Annotated in this window: 17 protein-coding genes, 1 tRNA gene and 1 pseudogene; 11 read left to right on the plus strand and 8 right to left on the minus strand. The window is 66.4% G+C overall.

Features of this window, described 5'->3' with window-relative positions; all coding sequences use genetic code 11:
* Positions 1-1,147 precede the first annotated feature (1,147 nt).
* The 4 genes from ACQE3M_RS08390 to ACQE3M_RS08405 all read left to right on the plus strand — a co-directional run bounded on the left by ACQE3M_RS08390 (position 1,148) and on the right by ACQE3M_RS08405 (position 3,290).
* Positions 1,148-1,930 carry an SDR family NAD(P)-dependent oxidoreductase gene (locus ACQE3M_RS08390; protein ID WP_430505142.1) on the plus strand — a complete coding sequence of 261 codons (783 nt, stop codon included), beginning with the start codon at positions 1,148-1,150 and terminating at the stop codon, positions 1,928-1,930.
* A gap of 68 nt (positions 1,931-1,998) precedes the next feature.
* Positions 1,999-2,496, plus strand: coding sequence for a LabA-like NYN domain-containing protein (locus ACQE3M_RS08395; RefSeq protein WP_430505143.1), 498 nt, complete (start codon positions 1,999-2,001; stop codon positions 2,494-2,496).
* Positions 2,493-2,699 (plus strand): hypothetical protein, encoded by a 207-nt coding sequence (locus tag ACQE3M_RS08400; RefSeq protein WP_430505144.1) that lies wholly within the window; start codon positions 2,493-2,495, stop codon positions 2,697-2,699. The genes ACQE3M_RS08395 and ACQE3M_RS08400 overlap by 4 nt, the downstream gene beginning before the upstream one ends.
* Before the next feature lie 90 nt (positions 2,700-2,789).
* Positions 2,790-3,290 (plus strand): PUA domain-containing protein, encoded by a 501-nt coding sequence (locus ACQE3M_RS08405; RefSeq protein ID WP_430505145.1) that lies wholly within the window; start codon positions 2,790-2,792, stop codon positions 3,288-3,290.
* Positions 3,291-3,336: 46 nt separating this feature from the next.
* Here ACQE3M_RS08405 and ACQE3M_RS08410 read toward each other — a convergent pair whose 3' ends face one another.
* From ACQE3M_RS08410 to ACQE3M_RS08425, 4 genes are all read right to left on the minus strand, one after another.
* Complete coding sequence (locus ACQE3M_RS08410) at positions 3,337-4,455, minus strand: presenilin family intramembrane aspartyl protease PSH (RefSeq protein WP_430505146.1); 1,119 nt, start codon at positions 4,453-4,455, stop codon at positions 3,337-3,339.
* A gap of 1,189 nt (positions 4,456-5,644) precedes the next feature.
* Positions 5,645-5,875, minus strand: coding sequence for an H/ACA ribonucleoprotein complex subunit GAR1 (locus tag ACQE3M_RS08415; protein ID WP_430505147.1), 231 nt, complete (start codon positions 5,873-5,875; stop codon positions 5,645-5,647).
* A gap of 2 nt (positions 5,876-5,877) precedes the next feature.
* The gene (srp19, locus tag ACQE3M_RS08420; RefSeq protein WP_430505148.1) at positions 5,878-6,156 is read right to left on the minus strand and encodes a signal recognition particle subunit SRP19; all 279 of its coding nucleotides are present in this window, start codon (positions 6,154-6,156) and stop codon (positions 5,878-5,880) included.
* 72 nt (positions 6,157-6,228) lie between these two features.
* Positions 6,229-7,359, minus strand: coding sequence for a PGF-CTERM-anchored ABC transporter substrate-binding protein (locus tag ACQE3M_RS08425; RefSeq protein WP_430505149.1), 1,131 nt, complete (start codon positions 7,357-7,359; stop codon positions 6,229-6,231).
* 62 nt (positions 7,360-7,421) lie between these two features.
* Here ACQE3M_RS08425 and btuC point away from each other — a divergent pair, with 62 nt between their 5' ends.
* From btuC to ACQE3M_RS08440, 3 genes are all read left to right on the plus strand, one after another.
* Positions 7,422-8,519 (plus strand): vitamin B12 ABC transporter permease BtuC, encoded by a 1,098-nt coding sequence (gene btuC / locus ACQE3M_RS08430; RefSeq protein WP_430505150.1) that lies wholly within the window; start codon positions 7,422-7,424, stop codon positions 8,517-8,519.
* Positions 8,516-9,871 (plus strand): heme ABC transporter ATP-binding protein, encoded by a 1,356-nt coding sequence (locus ACQE3M_RS08435; protein WP_430505151.1) that lies wholly within the window; start codon positions 8,516-8,518, stop codon positions 9,869-9,871. Before btuC ends, ACQE3M_RS08435 begins: the two co-directional genes overlap by 4 nt.
* 99 nt (positions 9,872-9,970) lie before the next feature.
* Entirely contained in the window at positions 9,971-10,969 is a 999-nt protein-coding gene (locus ACQE3M_RS08440) for a class I SAM-dependent methyltransferase (RefSeq protein WP_430505152.1), read from the plus strand.
* A 51-nt stretch (positions 10,970-11,020) separates the two neighbouring features.
* Here ACQE3M_RS08440 and ACQE3M_RS08445 read toward each other — a convergent pair whose 3' ends face one another.
* Positions 11,021-11,146 carry a hypothetical protein gene (locus ACQE3M_RS08445; RefSeq protein WP_430505153.1) on the minus strand — a complete coding sequence of 42 codons (126 nt, stop codon included), beginning with the start codon at positions 11,144-11,146 and terminating at the stop codon, positions 11,021-11,023.
* 263 nt (positions 11,147-11,409) lie between these two features.
* Here ACQE3M_RS08445 and ACQE3M_RS08450 point away from each other — a divergent pair.
* The 3 genes and pseudogenes from ACQE3M_RS08450 (at position 11,410) to ACQE3M_RS08460 (ending at position 14,511) form a co-directional block, all read left to right on the plus strand.
* A tRNA-Thr gene (locus ACQE3M_RS08450) sits at positions 11,410-11,482 on the plus strand.
* Positions 11,483-11,705: 223 nt separating this feature from the next.
* Positions 11,706-12,386 (plus strand): hypothetical protein, encoded by a 681-nt coding sequence (locus ACQE3M_RS08455; protein WP_430505154.1) that lies wholly within the window; start codon positions 11,706-11,708, stop codon positions 12,384-12,386.
* A 243-nt stretch (positions 12,387-12,629) separates the two neighbouring features.
* A pseudogene (locus ACQE3M_RS08460) lies at positions 12,630-14,511 on the plus strand (S9 family peptidase).
* Positions 14,512-15,526: 1,015 nt separating this feature from the next.
* Here the strand turns inward: ACQE3M_RS08460 and ACQE3M_RS08465 are convergent.
* On the minus strand, positions 15,527-16,795 hold the full coding sequence (locus tag ACQE3M_RS08465; RefSeq protein WP_430505155.1) for an RNA-guided endonuclease InsQ/TnpB family protein: 1,269 nt from the start codon (positions 16,793-16,795) through the stop codon (positions 15,527-15,529).
* Positions 16,796-16,976: 181 nt separating this feature from the next.
* Between ACQE3M_RS08465 and dph5 the strand changes: the two genes are divergently transcribed.
* Positions 16,977-17,786 carry a diphthine synthase gene (dph5, locus tag ACQE3M_RS08470; protein ID WP_430505156.1) on the plus strand — a complete coding sequence of 270 codons (810 nt, stop codon included), beginning with the start codon at positions 16,977-16,979 and terminating at the stop codon, positions 17,784-17,786.
* Positions 17,787-17,842: 56 nt separating this feature from the next.
* On the opposite strand, the gene artA is transcribed toward dph5, so the two are convergent.
* Positions 17,843-18,832, minus strand: coding sequence for an archaeosortase A (gene artA / locus ACQE3M_RS08475; protein WP_430505157.1), 990 nt, complete (start codon positions 18,830-18,832; stop codon positions 17,843-17,845).
* A 123-nt stretch (positions 18,833-18,955) separates the two neighbouring features.
* The gene (locus ACQE3M_RS08480; RefSeq protein ID WP_430505158.1) at positions 18,956-19,372 is read right to left on the minus strand and encodes a tautomerase family protein; all 417 of its coding nucleotides are present in this window, start codon (positions 19,370-19,372) and stop codon (positions 18,956-18,958) included.
* Positions 19,373-19,421: the final 49 nt, after the last annotated feature.

Genomic DNA, 19,421 nt, shown 5'->3' on the forward strand with positions numbered 1-19,421 from the left:
TGTCTGGTGTCGACTGCGATGGGTGGTAGTTGTGAACGGAACGAGCGCGCGCCGAGATGCCCGGAACGGGGTCGCCACTCCCGCCTGAGGGCTCGTTACGCGCGTTTTTTCGAGAAGAACCGCGTCGCTTCGGGGGTCGGCGTGTCGGGAGTGGACGCGGACACTGTCACAGATAGCGAAACGGCGGTATCAGTCTTATAAGTTGTGTCTGCTCCCGGATTTCGCGGCAGAAATTGTGATCCGCGAGTGGGTGCAGTTTGATTCTGGTCGCTCTTGCTTATAAATCGAGAGTTCAGGTACAGACGCCGCTACACTAAACGCCAACAGCGGGAAAGCCCTCGACCGCTTTTTATAAGCTGGTTTAAACAGGTGATACGGGCTTGCTCTCGACAGCACCGCAAACACCCAGAAAGCCCACGGCCGCTCGCGGTCGCTGAGCAGGATATCTGCGCTCTCCGCACTGCCCGCGCAGATAGTGCCTGTCTCGGCGACTCCCCTCCGGCGCGACCGGCCGCGCCCTTTCAGTCCGCCAGGACCGCGACAGCAACCGCGACCGCGACAGCACCGCCACCGCAACCGCGACGGCACAGCAACCGCAGTTCCTCAGTCCACCCCAGCCTCGGCCGGGGCGCGCCGGCACCGCACTCCACGGCGCGCCCCGCCCTCCCTCGCACGCGTTGCTCGCGCGCGCCGACCGCCCAGCACCGCACGCCGGACAGCCGGGTACGACGTCAGCCCACCAGCCGCCGCACGCGACCCCCGGCGACCACTCAGTGGGCGATACTGAAAGGGGCAGCCGCTGAGCGGGACGCCCTGCGACGCTAGCACCGCAACCCGGCGAGCGAGCGACCGGAGGGAGCGAGAGAGCCGGGTGAGGCGCGCAGCGAGCAGCGCGACCGCTCAACGGCTGGGGCTTTCTGGGCATGCTGAGTGGTCTCGCAGGCAACGCCAGCCGGATTTATTTATAAGCGCAACCGCTCAGCACCGGAGGCTTTCCCCGCATGCTGAGTGATGTCGCCTGCGACGGCGACAGAGCGAACGAAGTCTTGAGGTCGCGCAACGATCTGAAACTCCCGTCACGATAATCGCCCGCACATTTATGGTGGAATCCGCGGGAAGGTTCCACGAACACCGTTCCCATTTACCGATGTCCGACCACGATCCATCCGACACACTCCCAGATCTCTCCGGTAGCACAGCTATCGTCACCGGCGGCGGCCGCGGCATCGGCCGCGCGATCACCCTCGGGCTCGCGGAAGCGGGCGCGGATGTCGTCCCCTCAGCACGGACGAAACGCGAGGTCGAGACCGTCGCGGAGGAGGCCCGCCAGATCGGCGTCGACGCTCACGGCATCACCGCGGACGTGACCGACGACGACGCCGTCGACCGACTCGTCGCGGACACCGTCGAGGAGTTCGGCGGCGTCGACGTCCTCGTCAACAACGCGGGCTTCAATCCCGGGCACGCGCTCGGGACGCCGGGCGAAGCCAGCGCGGAGGGCGTCGAGGACGTCCTCGACGTCAACCTCCGCGGCGCGTTCCGGACGGTCCGAGCCGCCGCGCCGCACCTGACGGAAGCGAACGGTTCCGTCGTCAACGTCGCCAGCGTCGCGGGGCTCGTCGGTCTCCCGCGTCAGCACCCCTACGTCGCGTCGAAGCACGGCCTGGTCGGGATCACCAAGAGCATGGCCCTCGACTGGGCGCCGGACGTGCGCGTCAACGGCGTCGCGCCGGGCTACGTCGCCACGGAGCTCACCGAATCGGTTCAGGAGAACGAGGACGTCCACCAGTCCATCGTCGACCGCACGCCGCTCGACCGCTTCGCGGACCCGGCCGAGATCGCCGGGCCCGTCGTCTTCCTCGCGAGCGACGCGGCGAGCTTCGTTACCGGCGAGACGCTCGCCGCGGACGGCGGCTGGACCGCGCGCTGAGAGCGCCCGATGACCGCTCTCCACGCGACATCCAGTTCTTATATGCGAGTCCGGCGAAAACTTCCGATATGACCGAGATTCATCCGAATCAGCGCGTCGCCGTGCTGGCGGACTCGCAGAACCTCTATCACTCCGCGCAGTCGATGTACTCGCAGAACATCGACTACTCCGCGCTGCTGGAGAAGGCCGTTCAGGACCGGAACCTCACGCGCGCCATCGCGTACGTCATTCGCGCCGACTCGCCCGAGGAGGAGAGCTTCTTCGAGGCGCTGCGCGACATCGGCTTCGAGACGAAGATTAAGGAGATCAAGACCTTCCCGGACGGGACCAAGAAGGCCGACTGGGACCTCGGGATGAGCCTCGACGCGGTTACGCTCGCGAATCACGTCGACACCGTCGTGCTCTGTACCGGCGACGGCGACTTCGCCCGGCTCTGCTCGCACCTCCGGCACGAGGGCGTCCGCGTGGAGGCGATGGGCTTCGAATCATCGACAGCGGACGAGCTCGTCGAGGCCGCCGACACCTTCATCGACCTCGCAGAGCGCAAGGAGACGTTCCTGCTGTGAGCCGACGCGAGCCGGACCGCGTCGATGCGCTGCTCGAGCGCCTCGCACTGCCCTTCGTCTTCGGCATGGCACTCGGTGTCGCCGTCGGCCGACAGCTCGGATCGAGCCTCCTCTCGGTCGCGCTGTTCAGCCTGGTGGTCGGCACGGTGCTGTTCGCGCTCTTCGCCTGGCTCCGCCTGCGGATCGCCGACCTCCCCGAGTGACGACCACCCGAGGACTCGAAAGCGTCCGAAGCGTCCGAAGCGTCCGAAGCGTTCGGAACCGCTTTCCGCGGCGCGCCGGTAGCCCGATCCATGACTGACGCGGAAGATCTCGCGGATCTACGGGTGAGCGCCGACTACCAGTTCGGTGCGGGCGCGGGCGACGCGCTCTTCCCCCCGGAGGAGGCGCTGTCGATCCGGCGGTCCAGCGGCGGCCGCCCGCGACAGGTCCTCGCCGGCGACGTCGACCCCTCCGGCGGCGACGAGGGGCAGCGGCTCGTCTCCTACGGCACCGACGGGCGGTTCACGCTCGGACTCGCGGGTGGCAGACGGCTCAAGAAAGCCCTCGATCCGCCCGCCTACCGGGTCGTCGTTGGCGAGGAGAGCGAACCGTTCGTGCGCGACGGGAAGAACACGTTCGCGAAGTTCGTCCAGCGCGCCGGCGAGGAGATCCGGCCGGGCGACGAGGTGCTCGTCGTCGACGACGAGGACGAGCTGTTCGCCGTGGGGCGCGCGGAGCTGGCCGGCAGCGAGATGCTGGACTTCGACAGCGGCGTCGCGGTCAAAGTCCGGAAAGGCGCGAGTCGGGAGTAACCGCGAGTCGACTTCCGCTTCGTCGCGTTCGAGGTGGATCTCCGCTTTAGATCAGGCTCGCGAGGCCGACCGCTTCGAGGAGGGGAACGCCGGCAACGACCGAACCGACCAGGTAGCCCGCGATGGACCCGCCGTTGAGCAGGGGGAGCCCGGCCTGCGCGCGACCTTTCATCACGAAGTGCATCAGCACGAGTAGTCCGGCGATCGTGCCGCCCATGGCGAATACCGCCGGGAGGTTGAGCGAGACGAGCAGGAGTTCGAACGTCGGCGCCGGCGAGAAGGAGACCGCGCTGGCGACGAGGACCGCCGGGATGACGGCGTCGCCGAGGCCGATGAAGAACGCGTCGCGGTCCGGCTCCTCGGGGGGTTCGCCCTCGGGCTCGGTGGCCCAGTCGGGCTCCTCGTCCCCTACCTCGACCTCCGCGTGCGTGGTTATCTCCGCTTCCGCCCTCGTCGCGGGTTCCGTCTCCGTGTCGGCTGCCGCGTCCGTTTCCGTCTCGGCTGCCGCGTCCGCCTCTGTCGGCACCTCCGTCTCCGTTTCGGCCTCCGCTTCCGTCGTCTCGTGGACGTCCGCCGCCCCCGAGAAGTCGTCCTCGAACAGCGAGTAGGAGGCCGTCAGCGGGATCACGAGCACGACCGGGATCTGGAGGTCCATCACACCCTCCGCGAGCGAGAGCATGTGCTCGGTGCCGTAGACCGAGATGGCGTCGTAGACGGCGAGCGCGGTCAGGAGGATGAGTGCCGGGAGGAGGCCGAAGGAGATCCCGAACAGCCCCGCCGCGCCAGCCCCCATCACGATACCGGCCGCGTCGATGACGTACCACTCGGGATAGACGAGCAGGGCGAGCGAGACGGCTGCAGCCGGCAGAACGCCGAGCGTCGGCGACAACAGCGCGCCGAAGACGTACCAGGCCATGAGGCCGGAGACGGCGACGATCACGAGGCGGACCGCCCAGTCGAGTTCGAACCGGAACGCGGCGAGCATGAGCACGGTCGCGCCGAGCACGGCGCCGATGTAGACGACGCTGTTCGCCGGGTCCTGCGGGTTCTCGACGGGCTCGTAGCCGCTGGCGACGAACTCCGGCACGAGCGCGAGCGCCCCCAGCTGGATCAGCACGAACAGAACGACGGCGAAGCCGACGCCGCGGTACTCGCGAGGAAGCATCTACCGGAGTCTCGGTATGCTCCCGCTTTGTAGTTGTGTTCTGGAACAGTTAGGAACCGTGTGGGACGCCGCCGGCGCGACGACGCTACGGACCGCCTAAGTCGCCGTTTACGAACACTCTCCTTTATAAATGGGGACGGTCGCAGTCGCGAGCGACACCACTCGGCACATCCAGAAAGCCCCAGCCGCTGAGCGCTCGCGTTTATAAACAAATTCGACTGGTGCTACTTGCAACACCACTCAGCATGCCTTGAAAGCCCCAGCCGCTGAGGCGGTCGCGCTGCTCGCTGCGCGCCGCACCCGGCTCGCTCCCTGCGGTCGCTCGCCGGGTTGCGGTGCTTACGTCGCAGGGCGTCCCGCGCAGCGGCTGCCCCTTTCAGTCCCGCCCACTGAGTGGTCGCCGGGCGTCGCTTGCGGCGGATGGTGGACTGTCGCGGTGCGGGGGCGGTTGGCGCGCGCGAGCAACGCGTGCGAGGGAGGGCGGGGCGCGCCGCGGCGGTGCTGAGCCGGCGCGCCCCGGCCGAGGCTGGGGAGGGCTGAGGTATTGCGGTTGTGGTGCGGAGCTGTCGCGGTGGCGGTTGCTGTGCGGTGTCGTCGCGGTAACGGTTGCTGTGCGGGGTTGTCCTGGCGGACTGAAAGGGCGATGGCCGCTCTCGTGAGCAGCGAGAGACCGAAGGTCTCTCGGGCAGCCGGCGCGCGTCGCGCGCCGGCGACGAAGCGAACGAGACCATGGAAGTCGCAGCCCGGCAGCCCGCTACTGCAGGCAGCCCGGAACGTCTTCCAGTGGTCGCGCCGAAGGGGAGTCGCTGAGCCGACCCCTATCCGCGCCGGGCTGTGTTTTCGTGAACGCAGTGAACGAAGGCCAGAAAGTCGCAGCCCGGCAGCCCGCTACTGCAGGCAGCCCGGACCGTCTTTCGTGGCGGAGAGCCGCGGATATGTCGCTCAGCGACCGCGAGCGGCCGAGGGCTTTCTGGATGTTTGCGGTGCTGTCGAGTGCAGCAGCGTCTGCACCTGTTCATTTGACTTATAAGTGGGAGCGGCCGAGGACTGTCTCGGTGATTGCGTTGCTGTCGAGTTTAGCAAGGTCTGAATCTCATTAAACACTCCAGAAGCAGGAGCAATCGAGGGCCCTCCGCCGGCTACATATAAATCAAGCCCACTTCAAAACGCCCGTCCGGACGAGTAATAGCTATCTCGCGTAGAGCTTCGTGTCCAGCATCGAGGCCAGCGTCACCGAGTCGTGGGGCGTCACGGCAACGTACGGCCGGTCGACCGGGCCGAAGACGTCGACGACGCGGCCGACCTCCGAGAGCGACTCGTCCACGACCATCGCGCCGATACCGGGGGGCTGCTCGCCGCTGCCGACGCGGGCGATCGCGAGTCCCTGTGCCGTCCGGACGACTTCGCCGACGCGCTCCATGGTTACTCCCGGAGGATGTCGACGTAGGCGGCGACCGCCTGGATGAGGTCGTTCTTCGTCGTGTCCTCGGTCCCCTTGACGACCACCCGCCCGCGCGGCTCGTACTCGCGGGAGTAGGTCTTGTCGCGCTCGATGACGGCGTCGTACCCGACCTGCTGGACGGCCTCCGCGATCTCGTCGACCGTCGGGTCCTCGACCGACTGGTCCTCGGCGACGCGACGACCCTCGGACCGCGAGAGGTCGCGGTCGATGTAGGCAGGGTAGATGACGTTCTCGACCATACCGGAGGAGCGAGCGCGGCGCGTAAGGCGGTTTCGACTCGGACGGTTTCAGTCCGGGGTCGATGCGGTCGCTTACGCGTCGACCCGGGCGGCGACGAGCGCGGCGGCAAGCATCGCGACGAACGCGGCGGTGACGCCGAAGCCTGGCGCCGACCCCTCACTCGTCTCGGTCGCGTCGTTCGTTTCCGTCGGCTCCGCGGTGGCCGTCGGCGTCGCGGTCTCCTCGGTTGCCTCGACTTCGCTTTCGGCTTTCACGGAAACCTCGGACTTGGCGACGTACGTGTCCTCACTGTACAGGTCGCTGTGGACCTGCGCCGTCATGTTGTGCGTCGTGTAGACGACGCTCCGCGGGGCCGGCTGGTTGAGCCAGCGCGTCTCGAGGTAGATGGAGTTGTTCTCCTCGCCCGCGGTCGTACTCGCGTACGGCTCCTTGTCGAGCATCGTCGCGTTCCGGTCGTTCACCACGATGTACCCGGGGTCGAGTTTGAGAATGACCTCGTCGGAGAGCTGCGGGTACCCGGTGTGGTTCTGCGCGGCGACGTTGTTCGTGCCCGCAATCCGGAACATCGCGTTGATGAACGTATCGCCGGCGGCGACGTAGCCGCCGCCGAGCGGATAGAGGACGTCCGGCTGGTCGGCGTCGGCGGTGACGTCGGCGACCGCGTCGACGTTCGCCTTCATCCACGCGTTCGCCTCGGCGGCGCCCTCACAGTTGCCGGTGAGCTTGCCGATGCGCGTCGTCTTCTTCGCGATGTCCTCGACGGTCTTCGCCTCGCGCAGGTGGTACACCGTCAGGCCGGCGTCGCGCATCGCTTCCACCGAGGAGGTCTGGGTCGCGTTCGGGGCAAGCACGAGGTCGGGCTGGGTGCCGACGACCTTCTCGACGCTGACGCCGAACTCGGCGGAGACGTCCGTCCGCGACTCGGCGCCGTCGAGATACAGCGCGTACTGGGTCAGGCCGACGACCTGCGCCTGCCCGCCGATCTCCCACATCGTCTGGGCGGCGGAGGGGTTCGTCGTCGTGACGCGTTCGGGTCGCTCCTCCATGGTTATCTCCTCGCCCGTCGCGTCGGTCACGGTGACGGGGAACTCACACTTCTCGTACGTCGCGTCCGGCTGGGTGGCCGCTGCGTGCCCCGCGGCCCCGCCGACCAGCGAGGTCACGAGCAGCAGCGCGGTCACCAGCGCGATGATAGATCGCATCGTCGATAGGTCGAACGTAGTCCAATAAGTATTTGGCTACTGCAAGCCGGTTTGTGAACCGAATGCGCACGCTGACGCGGACCGCAACCTGGTCGGCCGGCCTGACGGCGCTGCTCGCCGTCGTGGTCACCGTCAGCGCTGGGCTCGGTCCGGTTCCCGTCCCGCCATCCGAGGTCGCGAAAGTGCTGTTGAACGCGCTCGCGGTCCCGGCGTCGGCCGAGGTCGCCGTCCGCACCGCCCCCGGGCCGATCATGGTTCCACACGTCGACGTCGGCTTCCAGCCGCTGTTCAGCTACGAGGTCAAGGGACTCCACGAGCAGATCGTGATGCAGGTCCGGCTCCCGCGAATCCTTCTCGGGGGCATCGTCGGCTTCGGGCTCGCGGCGGCCGGGACCGTCATGCAGGGGTTCTTCCGGAACCCCATGGCCGACCCGTCGATCATCGGCGTCTCCTCCGGCGCCGCCACGGGTGCGGTCGCGTTCATCGTCTTTCCGTTCGCGTTTCCGTTCTGGCTGGGACTCCAGGGGGCCGCGTTCGTCGGCGCGCTCCTGGCCGCGTTCGGCGTGTACGCGATCGCGACGCGGAACGGACGGACCCCGGTCGCGACGCTGCTGTTAGCCGGCGTGGCCATCCAGACGTTCCTCGGCGCCGTCATCTCGTACATGCAGCTGCAAGCGGAGGAGAGCCTTCGCCAGGTGGTCGGCTGGTTGATGGGCCGCCTCGCGAACTCGACGTGGGAAGAGGTGACGGCAACGGTGATCGTCGTCCCCGTACTGTACCTGGTCCTGCTCGGGTACGCCCGCGACCTCAACGTGCTGCTGCTGGGCGAAGAGGAGGCCCGCGGGCTGGGGATCGAGGTCGAGCGCACCAAGCGCGTGCTGCTGGCGGTGTCCTCGCTCATCACTGCGGCTGGCGTCGCCGTCACCGGCATCATCGGCTTCGTCGGCCTCGTCGTTCCCCACATCATGCGCCTGCTGGTCGGCCCGGACCACCGGATCCTGCTCCCGACCGCGGCGCTCGCGGGTGCCTCTTTCCTGGTCGCCGCCGACACCGTCGCCCGCCTCGGGAGCGCGGAGATCCCGGTCGGCATCGTCACGGCCGCCGTCGGCGCGCCCTTCTTCCTGTTCCTGTTGCGTCGTCGCGAGGTGCACGAGCTATGAGCGAGCGCGAAGGAAAGCGGAAGGAGGCGTTCGCGGGCAACGTCGGTACGAGCACGGCCGAGGGTGCTGGGTCGACCGCGGACGAGGGCGCTGGGTCGACCGCACGCGGAGAGGGCCACGAACGGGCGCCAACGGGGGAAGCCGCGAACCCCATCGCCCCCGATGTCGGCGAGGTCGGCCTCTCCGCAAGCGATCTCACCGTCTCCTTCGGCGACGTCCCCGTGCTGAAGGGGGTCGACGTCGACGTCGACCCGGGAACGTTCGTCGGCCTCGTCGGCCCGAACGGCGCGGGCAAGACGACACTGCTGCGCACGTTGCGCGGGACGCTCTCCCCGGAGAGCGGTGAGGTGTCCGTCGGCGGCGACGCGATCGCCGCGTTGTCAGCCCGCGAAGCGAGTCGGCGGGTCGCTTCCGTTCCGCAGGACACGGCGCTGTCGTTCGACTTCACGGTCGAGCAGGTCGTCGAGATGGGCCGGACGCCACACCAGTCGCGATTCGGCGGTCGCGACGCCGAGGACACGGCCGCCGTCGACGCTGCCATGGAGCGCACGGCGGTCGCCCAGTTCGCGGAGCGACCGATCACGTCCGTCTCGGGGGGCGAACGCCAGCGCGTCCTCCTCGCTCGCGCGCTCGCACAGGCAACGCCCGTGTTGCTCCTCGACGAACCGACCGGGAGCCTCGACGTCAACCACGCCGTGCAGACCCTGGAGCTCGTGAGCGACCTCGTCGCGGAGGGGCGAACCGCCGTCGCGGCGATCCACGACCTCAACCTCGCGGCTCGCTACTGCGACGAGCTGGTGTTGCTGGCGGACGGAGAGGTCCGGGCAGCCGGGCCACCGACCGACGTGCTCACGGCCGAGACGCTCCGGGACGCGTTCGGTGCCCGGACGCTCGTCACGGACCAGCCGGGGACGGACGCCCCCCTCGTGACGCCGCTCGCGGAGGTGGACCCCAGCGATCGGCGCGTTCACGTCGTCGGCACGGGACCGCGGGCGGCGACCGGGATCGCCCGGCTCGCCGCCGCCGGCTTCACGGTTTCAGCCGGCGTTCTCCCCGCGGGCGATGTCGCGGCAGCGCGCGCGAGCGACGTCGACGCCGAGACGGCGGTCGTCCCCGCGTTCGCGGTGATCGACGACGAGGCAGCGGCGGACGCCGTCGCGCTCGCCCGAGAGGCCGACTGCACGGTCGTCGTCGGGGAGCCAGCGGCCCGCAACGACGAGGTTGCCACTGCCGTCACGTCCGGCCGGAGAGTGGTCGTCGACGCGCCCGAGGTTTCAGGGCGAGAGGCGTCCCTGGCGGATCTCCCGGCTGCCGTTCAGGCTGTGCTCTCGGAAGCCGACGACGCGGAATAGCTCCGACGACCGAGCGGCGTCGCCCGCGACGGAGAGCTACCGAGACGGCCTGCCCCGGAAAACGCCACGGCTTAAACGGTCGGGGTCCTCCTTCCGGCAATGAGCGTACCCTGCGTCGCCGTCGCCCGCGAGCGCGGCGAGGAGGTCCGCGAGCAACTCGCGGCCGTCGGCGTCCTCGACAGCGACCACGAGATCGCCGTCGAGGACGGGACGATCTACGTCCCCGTCACCGACCCGGACGCGGTTCCGCCCGAGCTGCGCGAGAGCGTGGTCGAACGCCCCGCCGAGCGACGCGAGCAGCCCACGATGCCCGCGGACGTCCTCGGCTACGAGCCGTCGCTCGAGCGTCTCGGCGACATCGTCATCCTCGACGAGGACGACGCCGAGCGCGCCAGGGATATCGCCGACGCGGTGATGGACTCGGACATCCCCTGCGAGACGGTCGTCAACCGCGCCTCGCCCATCGAGGGCGAGCTGCGCGTGCGCCAGTGGGACGTCCTCGCCGGCGACGGCACGGAGACGGTTCACCGCGAGTACGGCCACGAGTTCCTGCTCGACATCGCGGAGGTGTACTTCTCCCCCCGGCTCGCGACGGAGCGCCACCGCGTCGTCGAGCAGGTTGAGGCCGGGGAGCAGGCGTTCGACATGTTCGCCGGGGTCGGCCCGTACGCGATCCCGATGGCGAGCGCAGGCGCCGAGGTCGTCGCCTGCGACCTCAACCAGACGGCGATCGACTACCTCCGGGAGAACGCCGAGCGCAACGACGTCGCGGACCAGGTGACCGCCGTCGCGGGCGACGTTCGCGAGGTCGCCGCCGACTGGACCGGCTGGGCCGATCGGATCGTGATGAACCTCCCCCACTCGGCTGATGAGTTCCTCGACACCGCCGTCGCGCTCGCGGGCGAGGAGTGCGTCCTCCACTACTACGACATCCAGCACGAGGACGACCCGTTCGGCCCGGGCGAGGACGCGATCCGCGAGGCGGCGGCCGCGGCCGACGAGCCGTACGAGGTCACCGTCGAAACCGAACACGTCGTGCGCTCGTACGCGCCACACGAGCACAACGTCTGTCTGGACGTGCGGCTGCGGAAGCAGTGACGCCAAATCCCGCGTCCGTCGGTCGACGCGTCGGTCGACGCCGCCTCGACCTTAGAAGAAGGGTCGCAGGACGATCAGTGCGACGCCGGCCGAGATGACGCCAGTCAGGAACAGTATGCCGATGATGGCCATCCGTCGCCAGGTGAGGTTATCCGGATCGAGTGGATTAGCTACCATACGTCTCCGTACACGAGCCCGGTCTTGAACCCTTCGAGAGCGACTGAGCGGCCGTTCGTCGGCCGCCGCCGCGGCGCCGGCCCGGACTCGTGAACCGAACTCGGGTCCGGACTCGGATCGGCACTCGGGCCCGGACTCGAATCGGCACTCGGGTCCGGACTCGGGACCGCACCGTCGACCGCGGTCGTGCGTGCGGGACCGTAACGCGGGCCGGTGATTTCGGAACCCTTATTTTCTTCATCGGGATACAAAGAAGTGGACGCGCCGGAGTAGCTCAGCTGGCAGAGCGATTCCTTCGTAAGGAATAGGCCGGGGGTTCAAATCCCCCCTCCGGCTCTTTCTAACGGAACTGCCGTAATGCACAGATATAGCGGCTGTTACTCAGCTTCTCTCTCCCGGGGAGGGCTTCACAATTGAAGCCCTTACGATGATACTTTTGCCGGGTTTCTACATCGTCATTTGCTGTTCTGACTGAACTCCAGCCGCACGTTCCTGCTGTTTTTCGAAATGAATCATGTGGAAATGTTAAATAGGCGATTCTACAAATACCCATTGTCGAATGGTCGGCCTCCAATTGCTATTCGGTGTTATTACGGTAATTGCGGCACTCATATCGCTAATCGTAGGACTTCCAACTCTCAGTAGATATTTCATCTACTACTGGCATACAGCAGATATCAAAATTTCATTTGAAACCCGTGACTGTCCTCTCTTTTGGTTAGAATTGGTGAACACTGGGATGAATTTCCACAACAGGGACTCGGTTCGTTATAAGATTGAATATGAGATCAGGATTAATCGAGCTTGGGAATACGACTCTGATGAGATAAACAAACAGTATCACACACAGACTCGGGGAAAGTGGCACGTTCACGCTAAGGAAGAATTTGCAGACCGTGATATCATTCTGTCGGCGGACAGCGCCGACGTTACTACGCAACGCGGGGTTCCTAGATTTCCGCTGACTCCACAAAGCGAATCCGCTATCGTTGAAATATGGGTATATCCCACCGTTGAGGCGTCTGAATTTGGTCTCCCTGAGTTCTTTGGAGAGATTACCCTTCAGCCGGTCAAGAAACGATGTGTTGTTACCGATGATTTAGAGGTCATTTTCGAACAGCACACGGAGAGGTATCGGTTAGATCAACTACATAAGACAATGGCAGAGCATATTGAGGAATCACACCCAGGGGGAGATGTTGAGGCCGCTTTAAGAGAGAGATTGGATACACATAATTAGATAACTCTAAAATATTCTCTCCGTCGCTCTGCCTTCTCATCGTGACATCCCTTATCGTAGTGCTTATAGAGTACCCAGTCAGTCATATTCACTCGCTCGCCCGTCACGTCTTTCGGTTGACCTGCATTGCGAGCCGCCGTTACGTATCCACGTCGTAGTAGGTGGAGGCTGGCCGAGCCGGGGTTCCGGTTATCTACACGGGGTTTCCGCAGGTTTAGGGACTCTTGGGTCCGCTACGCCACCATGGCACGCACACAGTCCGACGAGGCGGTCGGGGGCGACGACGTCCTCGAGGCCCTCGCCTCGCTGCCCTCCTTCCACCACCCGGTCGCCTCCCACGACGGCGAGCAGGTGGCGGTGTACTACGACGACACCGGCCGCAACGAGCTCCACCTGATCGACGTCGCCACCGGCGAGCGCCGCGTCGTCAGCGACGGGACGGTCCCGCGGAGCGCCCGCTGGTACCTCAAGTGGAGCGCCGACGACGAGCGCGTCTACTTCCACATGGACGAGGACGGCAACGAGCAGAACGACGTTCACGCCATCGACCGCGACGGCAACGTGGAGCCCGTCGTCGAGAAGGACGGCCAGAACGTCCTCGCGAGCGTCGGCGACGACGGCGAGACGCTCCTCGTCGCCTCCAGCGCGGAGGGGCAGATGAACGTCTACCGGCACGACATCCCGTCGGGCGAGACGACGAAGGTAACCGACTACGACCGCGCCGTAAGCGCGCCGACGCTCGCGCCCGGCTGCGAGCGCTTCGCCTACGCGACGAACGAGGCGGACGACTAACAACCAGGACGTCTACGTTGCCGACGTCGACGGCTCCGACGCGCGCAATCTCGACATCGGCGACACGGGCGCCGAAGCGACGCCGGTCGACTGGGGCCCGGACGGCGAGACGCTGCTCGTCGCCGACAACTCCACGGACCTCTCGCGGGCCGGCGTCTACTCCTTCGAGACGGACGGCGTCACCTGGTTCGGCGCGGGCGAGTACGAGGAAAGCCCCGAGGGGTTCATCGAGGACGGCGACCGCTTTCTCGCGACCCGCACGCGCGAGGCCGCGGAGGTCCCGGTCGTCTACGACGTCGAGACCGGCGAGGCCACGGAGTTCGACGTCCCCGAGGGCGTCGCCGGCTTCGGCGGCCCCGGCGGCACGGAGCTCGCGGACGGGCGCGTCCTCCTTTCCATCACGACGCCCGAGGAGCGACCCGAGCTGTACGCCTACGAACTCGCAACCGGCGAACGCGAGACGTTGCTCGCGGCCGACTACGGCGACCTCGACCCGGACCGCTTCGCGGACGCGGAGTACTTCCGGTTCGACTCCGCCGGCGTCGCGGACGCGCCACAGGCCACCGAGGTCGGCGGCGGCGATGACGAGCTCGAGATCGGCGCGCTGCTGTACGACGCCGGCGAGCGCCCGTCGCCGCTGATCGTCAACCCGCACGGCGGCCCCCGCGCGGCCAGCCAGAAAGCGTTCGACCTGTACACGCAGTTCCTCGTCTCGCTCGGCTTCTCCGTGCTGCAGGTGAACTACCGCGGCTCCACCGGACGCGGCCGCGAGTTCGTCGAGACCTTGTACGACGACTGGGGCGGGGCCGAACAGGCCGACGTGGCGACCGCGACCCGGCACGTTCTCGACGAGTACGACTGGGTCGACGACGAGCGCGTCGTCGTCTTCGGCGGCTCCTACGGCGGGTACTCCGCCTACTGGCAGCTGACCCAGTACCCCGACCTCTACGCGGCCGGCATCGCGTGGATCGGCGTCACCGACCTCGAGGACATGTACGAGAACACGATGCCGCACTTCCGGACGGAGCTGATGGAGAAGTACCTCGGCAGCCCCGAGGAGAACCCCGAGCTGTACCGCGACCGGAGTCCCGTCACGCACGTCGAGAACCTCGAGGACCCCCTGCTGATGGTCCACGGCGTCAACGACCGGCGCGTGCCCGTCTCGCAGGCGCGCATCTTCGAGGACGCGCTGGTCGATGCCGGGTACGAGGAGGGAGAATCGGGCGACTACGAGTACGTCGAACTCGGCGAGGAGGGGCACGCTTCTTCCGATATTAGTCAGAAAATTCGTCTGTTCCGGATCCTGGAGGACTTCCTGAACAGGCGAGTATAGGTTCTTGAGGGCGGTTTGGGTGGTTTCTTTTATCCTTCTAAAACCTCCGTCAGATTCTATTTATAACTCGAGTTTAGAGCGGCAGAGGTTGCTGTAGTCAGTCACGAGAGCCGGAAAGCCCTCTATCGGACTTCATAAGCAGGTTTGACCAGGTTGTGCAGTCTTGCTTTTGTTAGCACAGCGAGCATCCAGAAAGCCCCCGTCTTCTCTTTATAAGCAAGGATGAACAGGTGATACGGTCTTGCTCTCGACAGCACCGCAACCACCCAGAAAGCCCTCGGCCGCTCGCGGTCGCTGAGCGACATATCCGCGCCTCTCCGCCACGAAAGACGGTCCGGGCTTCCGTTGCGTCTTCGACGGACGGGTCCGGGCTGCGACTTTCTGGCCTTCGCTCGCTGCGCTCGCGAAGACACCGCCCGGCGCGGATAGTGGTCGCCTCAGCGACTTCCCTTCGGCGCGACCGGCCGTCGCCCTTTCAGTCCGCCAGGACCGCGACCGCGACGGCAACCGCGACCGCACAGCAACCGCCACCGCGACAGCACCGCACAGCAACCGCAATGCCTCAGCCCTCCCCAGCCTCGGCCGGGGCGCGCCGGCACAGCACCGCACCGCTCGGCGCGCCCCGTCTTCCCTCGCACGCGTTACTCGCGCGCGCCACCGCACACCGCACCGCGACCACCCGGCAGCCGCCGCGAGCGACGTCCGGCCACCACTCTTGGGCGGGACTGAAAGGGGCAGCCGCTGAGCGGGACGCCCTGAGACGCTAGCACCGCAATCCCGGCGAAGGAGCGACCGGAGGGAGCGAGTGAGCCGGGTGAGGAGCGCAGCGAGCAGCGCGACCGCTCAGCGGCTGGGGCTTTCTGGGCATGCTGAGTGGTGTCACAAGCTCCGAGAATCAAGAAGCCACTTAAAACGGGAATCCTGGTCAATTCAACGATCGGACCGACCAGCCCCACATCACGCCTTTTGACATCCTCCCCGCCCTGAAGGGCGAGGATTCCCGAGCGGTGGGATATTACGGTTCGCAACCCACCTGTTCCCTCGGGTGGAACGACCCAGAGGTTTGATTGAACAGGTTGGCTACTGGCCGTGCCAAACGACCGTTACTCATATCCTCTGTTGGAGGACTCTGAGCTATCTTTCTCCGAATGTTCACCGCACCATTCACGTCTGCGTTCATCATCGCACCGCACGAGTCACAGACGTACAATCCACGCTCCACACGATTCGCGTCACGCTTCCGGCCACAGCACGAACACGTCTTGCTCGTGTCGCGCTCGCTCTTACGGTCTACGAGGATCCCGTGTTCTTCTGCCTTGTATTCGAGCAAGCGTGTGAAGCGGTCGAACTCCCAGCCGTGGAGTTTCTTGTTCCCACGCTTGCCCCAGTTCCGTGAGTCTCCGTTCTCGTCTTCACGGATCTCGCTCAAGTCGCCAACAGCGATGCGACCGACTTCGTGGTCAATGCACTGCTCTACGACGTGCTTGGCGAGGGCGTGCAAGAAGTGGTCTTTCCGCCGGGACAACTTCTGACGGGCACGAAGCGCACGGCGTGACGGGCCGTTCTCGCCTTCAGTGTCGTACTCGTCGCGGGTGAAGTAGTGCTTGTCTTGCTTGAGTACGCTCCCCGGATACAACTCGGCGTCCCCATCGTCGTAGGCGATGGCGACGTAGTTCTTGATGCCGAGGTCGATACCCGCCGTGTTGTCGCCGGGAGCGTCCTCGACGGGAATTTCGACTTTGCAGACGAGGTGGAGTTCCCAGCGGTCGCCGTTCCAGACGGCTCGCACCTGCTGGATGTTCTCCACGGTCACGTCCGGGCGTGTCTCGTACTCACAGAGGATGAAGTCTGAGCGGTGGTTCTTCAGGTTGAACCCCTTACTCAGTCGGAGTTGGTTGTGCTTTTCGTCGTGCTTGATGCCTTTCTGCTTCCACGTGACAGTGGAGCGTGGGTGGTTGTCGCCGTGTTTGCGGTAGCCAGGTGGGTTGGCGTCCTCGTCTCCGCGTTGGCGTGCTTTGTACCAACTGGTGAACGACTCAGCAAGCTCTTCGAGAACTCGCTGACTTGACTGAGAATGTAGGTCACTGTATCGTTCGTGTTCCTTGAGTTCGGATTTGAGTTCGCCGTCGTCGGGGATTTCCCCGTCTTCATCCCACCGGCCTTGCGTGTAGTATCGGGCGACGTTCCACAGTTTCGACGCGGAGAACCCGCACTGGTCGAGGTCGTCACTCACCTGCTGGTGGTTGACGAGTTTCGCTCGATAGGTGCGGGTTGTCTCCAGCATCGGACTGTGTACATAACCAGTTATGGAAGATTGAATGGTAATACTACCGACTGGGCGTGGAATATCCAGTAGTGCCATCGAACGTGGTTAAGAGAGGGGTTGGCGGCTGTATCCCCGCCCTGAAGGGCGGGGGCTTTAGCCTTGCAACATCCATAAGGCCATGAACACCGCAAAACGGAGTATGCTCACCTTCATCGGACTCGGCCTCTACGACGAGCGGTCCATCACCGTCGAGGGGCAGGCGGCCCTCCGGGACGCGGACCGCGTGTTCGCGGAGTTCTACACCAGTCGGCTCGTCGGCGCCGACGTCGCGGACCTCGAGGAGTACCACGACGTCGACGTCGAGGTCCGGCCGCGCGAGGGCGTTGAACAGGACCCGGAACCGATCCTCGACGCCGCGGAAGAGGCGGACGCGGACGTCGCGTTCCTCACCGCCGGCGACACGATGATCTCGACGACACACACGGACCTGCGACTCCGCGCCGAGGAGCGCGGCATCGACACGCGCGTCATCCACGGCGTCACCGCCCAGTCCGCGGCGTCGAGCCTCACGGGCCTCCAGAACTACCGGTTCGGAAAGGCTGCGACGCTGCCGTTCCCGTACGCGCACGGCGCGGAAGGGGTTCCGGACAGCGTTATCGAGACCATCGAGGCGAACCGCGAGCGCGGGCTCCACACGCTCGTCTACCTCGACATCAAGGTCGGCTCGGGCCCGCGCGGGCGCCGCGACGCCGACCACGAGGAGTACATGACCGCCGACTACGCCGCCGAGATGCTCGCCGAGGGCTGGGACGACGTGCTCGCGGTCGCGGTCGCTCGCGCCGGAAGCCCCGAGGTCGTCGTCGAGGCCGACCGCCTCTCCGCGCTGGCGACACGGGACTTCGGCGACCCGCTGCACATGCTGATCATCCCCGGCGACCTCCACCACGTCGAGGCCGACGCGCTACGGGGACTGGCGGGTGCGCCCGCGGAGCTCGTCGACGAGGACTGAGGGCGCGAGGAGGGCGGAACAGTCGAAGCGGCCGCGAGCTGGCGCTCTTTTAAATGCTACACGCGCGTCCCGGTCGGGTCGGCGCGCTCGACCGGCTCGCGCGGGAGGTCCATCGACTCCAGCAGGTCGTGTTCCTCGCCCGTGAGGACGTAGAGCACGTCCTCGAGGACGATGACGAGCTCCGGAAGCTCGCGGGCGACGAGGTAGGTGATACCGACGAGCGCGACGACCGCGAGCAGCTGGCTGATGATGCGGTCCGAGATGAGGAAGGAGACGCGGAAGGGGTTCTCCGCGCCGAAGAGGAACAGCACGGCGTCGGGGTACCAGTGCATCAGCTGGTTGCCGTACGCGATGTTGATGAACGTCGTCCGGGCGATGTTGAGGACGTAGATGATGGGGATGGCGACGCCGAGCGCGCGGACCTTCCGCACCAGGGGGGCCTTCACCGCCGCGATGAGGCCGCCGAAGATGGCCATGCTCCCGATGCCCGTGCAGGCGAGGACGGTGTGGACGAGGATGCGACGGTCGCCGCCCGGGAGGAGCCACTCGAAGGTCGCGTGGTACCCCTCCGGGCTCTCGATGAGCGTCGGCGAGTAGCCGACGAGGTTGATCGCCCACATCGTCTGGCTGGCGACGAGCTCGATGAACACCCGCCGGGGCTCCGGGATCGTCACGCCGGCGACGGTCACCGCGGGGATGGCCGTGAACGGCAGGTAGATCAGCAGCATGAACATCACCGCGCGGGTGAGCAGGAACAGCGTGTCGCGGCCGGCGTACAGCAGGTAGCCGGCGTACGTACACGCGGGCAGCGCGACCAGTGCGAGGATCGCCTCGACCCAGCTCTGGTGCTCGAACGCGAAGTACGGGACCAGGGAGAGCCAGAAGACGCCGAATATCGCCCACGTGATCGCGGCGAGGGTCCGACCGCTCTCGTGGCCGCGCCTGGTCAGCAGCGTGGCCGTCAGGAAGAGGAGGGCGACGACCCACGCGAACTGGATCGTGTCGGGCGTCGACGCGGGTTGCAACTGGGCGACGACACCGAGCATGTCCGTAGATCGGTGGTCGGCGAATAAAGCCCTTGTCGTTAGCCGTGATCGCGACGCACGAGCGATGGTGCGCGGCGTCGGTCATCGGGCCCCGGGCGCCACCGATAACCTGCCGGTGGTCGGTTACTCCGCGTCGCTCGCGTCGGCCGCGTCGCCCGCCTCACCCTCCTCGGGACTCCAGTCGGACCCGACCCGGTCGTACCCCATCATCGAGGGCCCCTCGTGCTCCGTGAAGACGACCTTCATGTTCGGCGTCGGCACGTCGAACTCGTCGGCCGCGAGGTCCATGACAGCGCGGGCGAACGTCCGTTTCCGGTCCGCCGACCGCCCCTCCCGGACGTCGGCGTCGAGAACGAGGAGGTCGCCGTCCGTCTCCCGGCCGAGGGAGAGCTCCGCTTGCGACCGTTCGCGAATCACGACTGCGGCGTGGCTCGTGCCGGTCTGCATGATCTCGCTGTACAGCTCGCGGACGGTGTCCGCGAACTCGGTCTGCTGGGCTGGCGGGAGCTCCAGGGTCGTGTCGAACTGCAGCAGGGGCATTGTCGGATACTGTGGGAGAAGCCCGATAAAGCTGGTTCAGTCCGACCGG

The organism is Halosubterraneus shenae, assembly GCF_050510935.1.
In the GTDB taxonomy this organism is placed as follows: domain Archaea; phylum Halobacteriota; class Halobacteria; order Halobacteriales; family Haloferacaceae; genus JBDGPU01.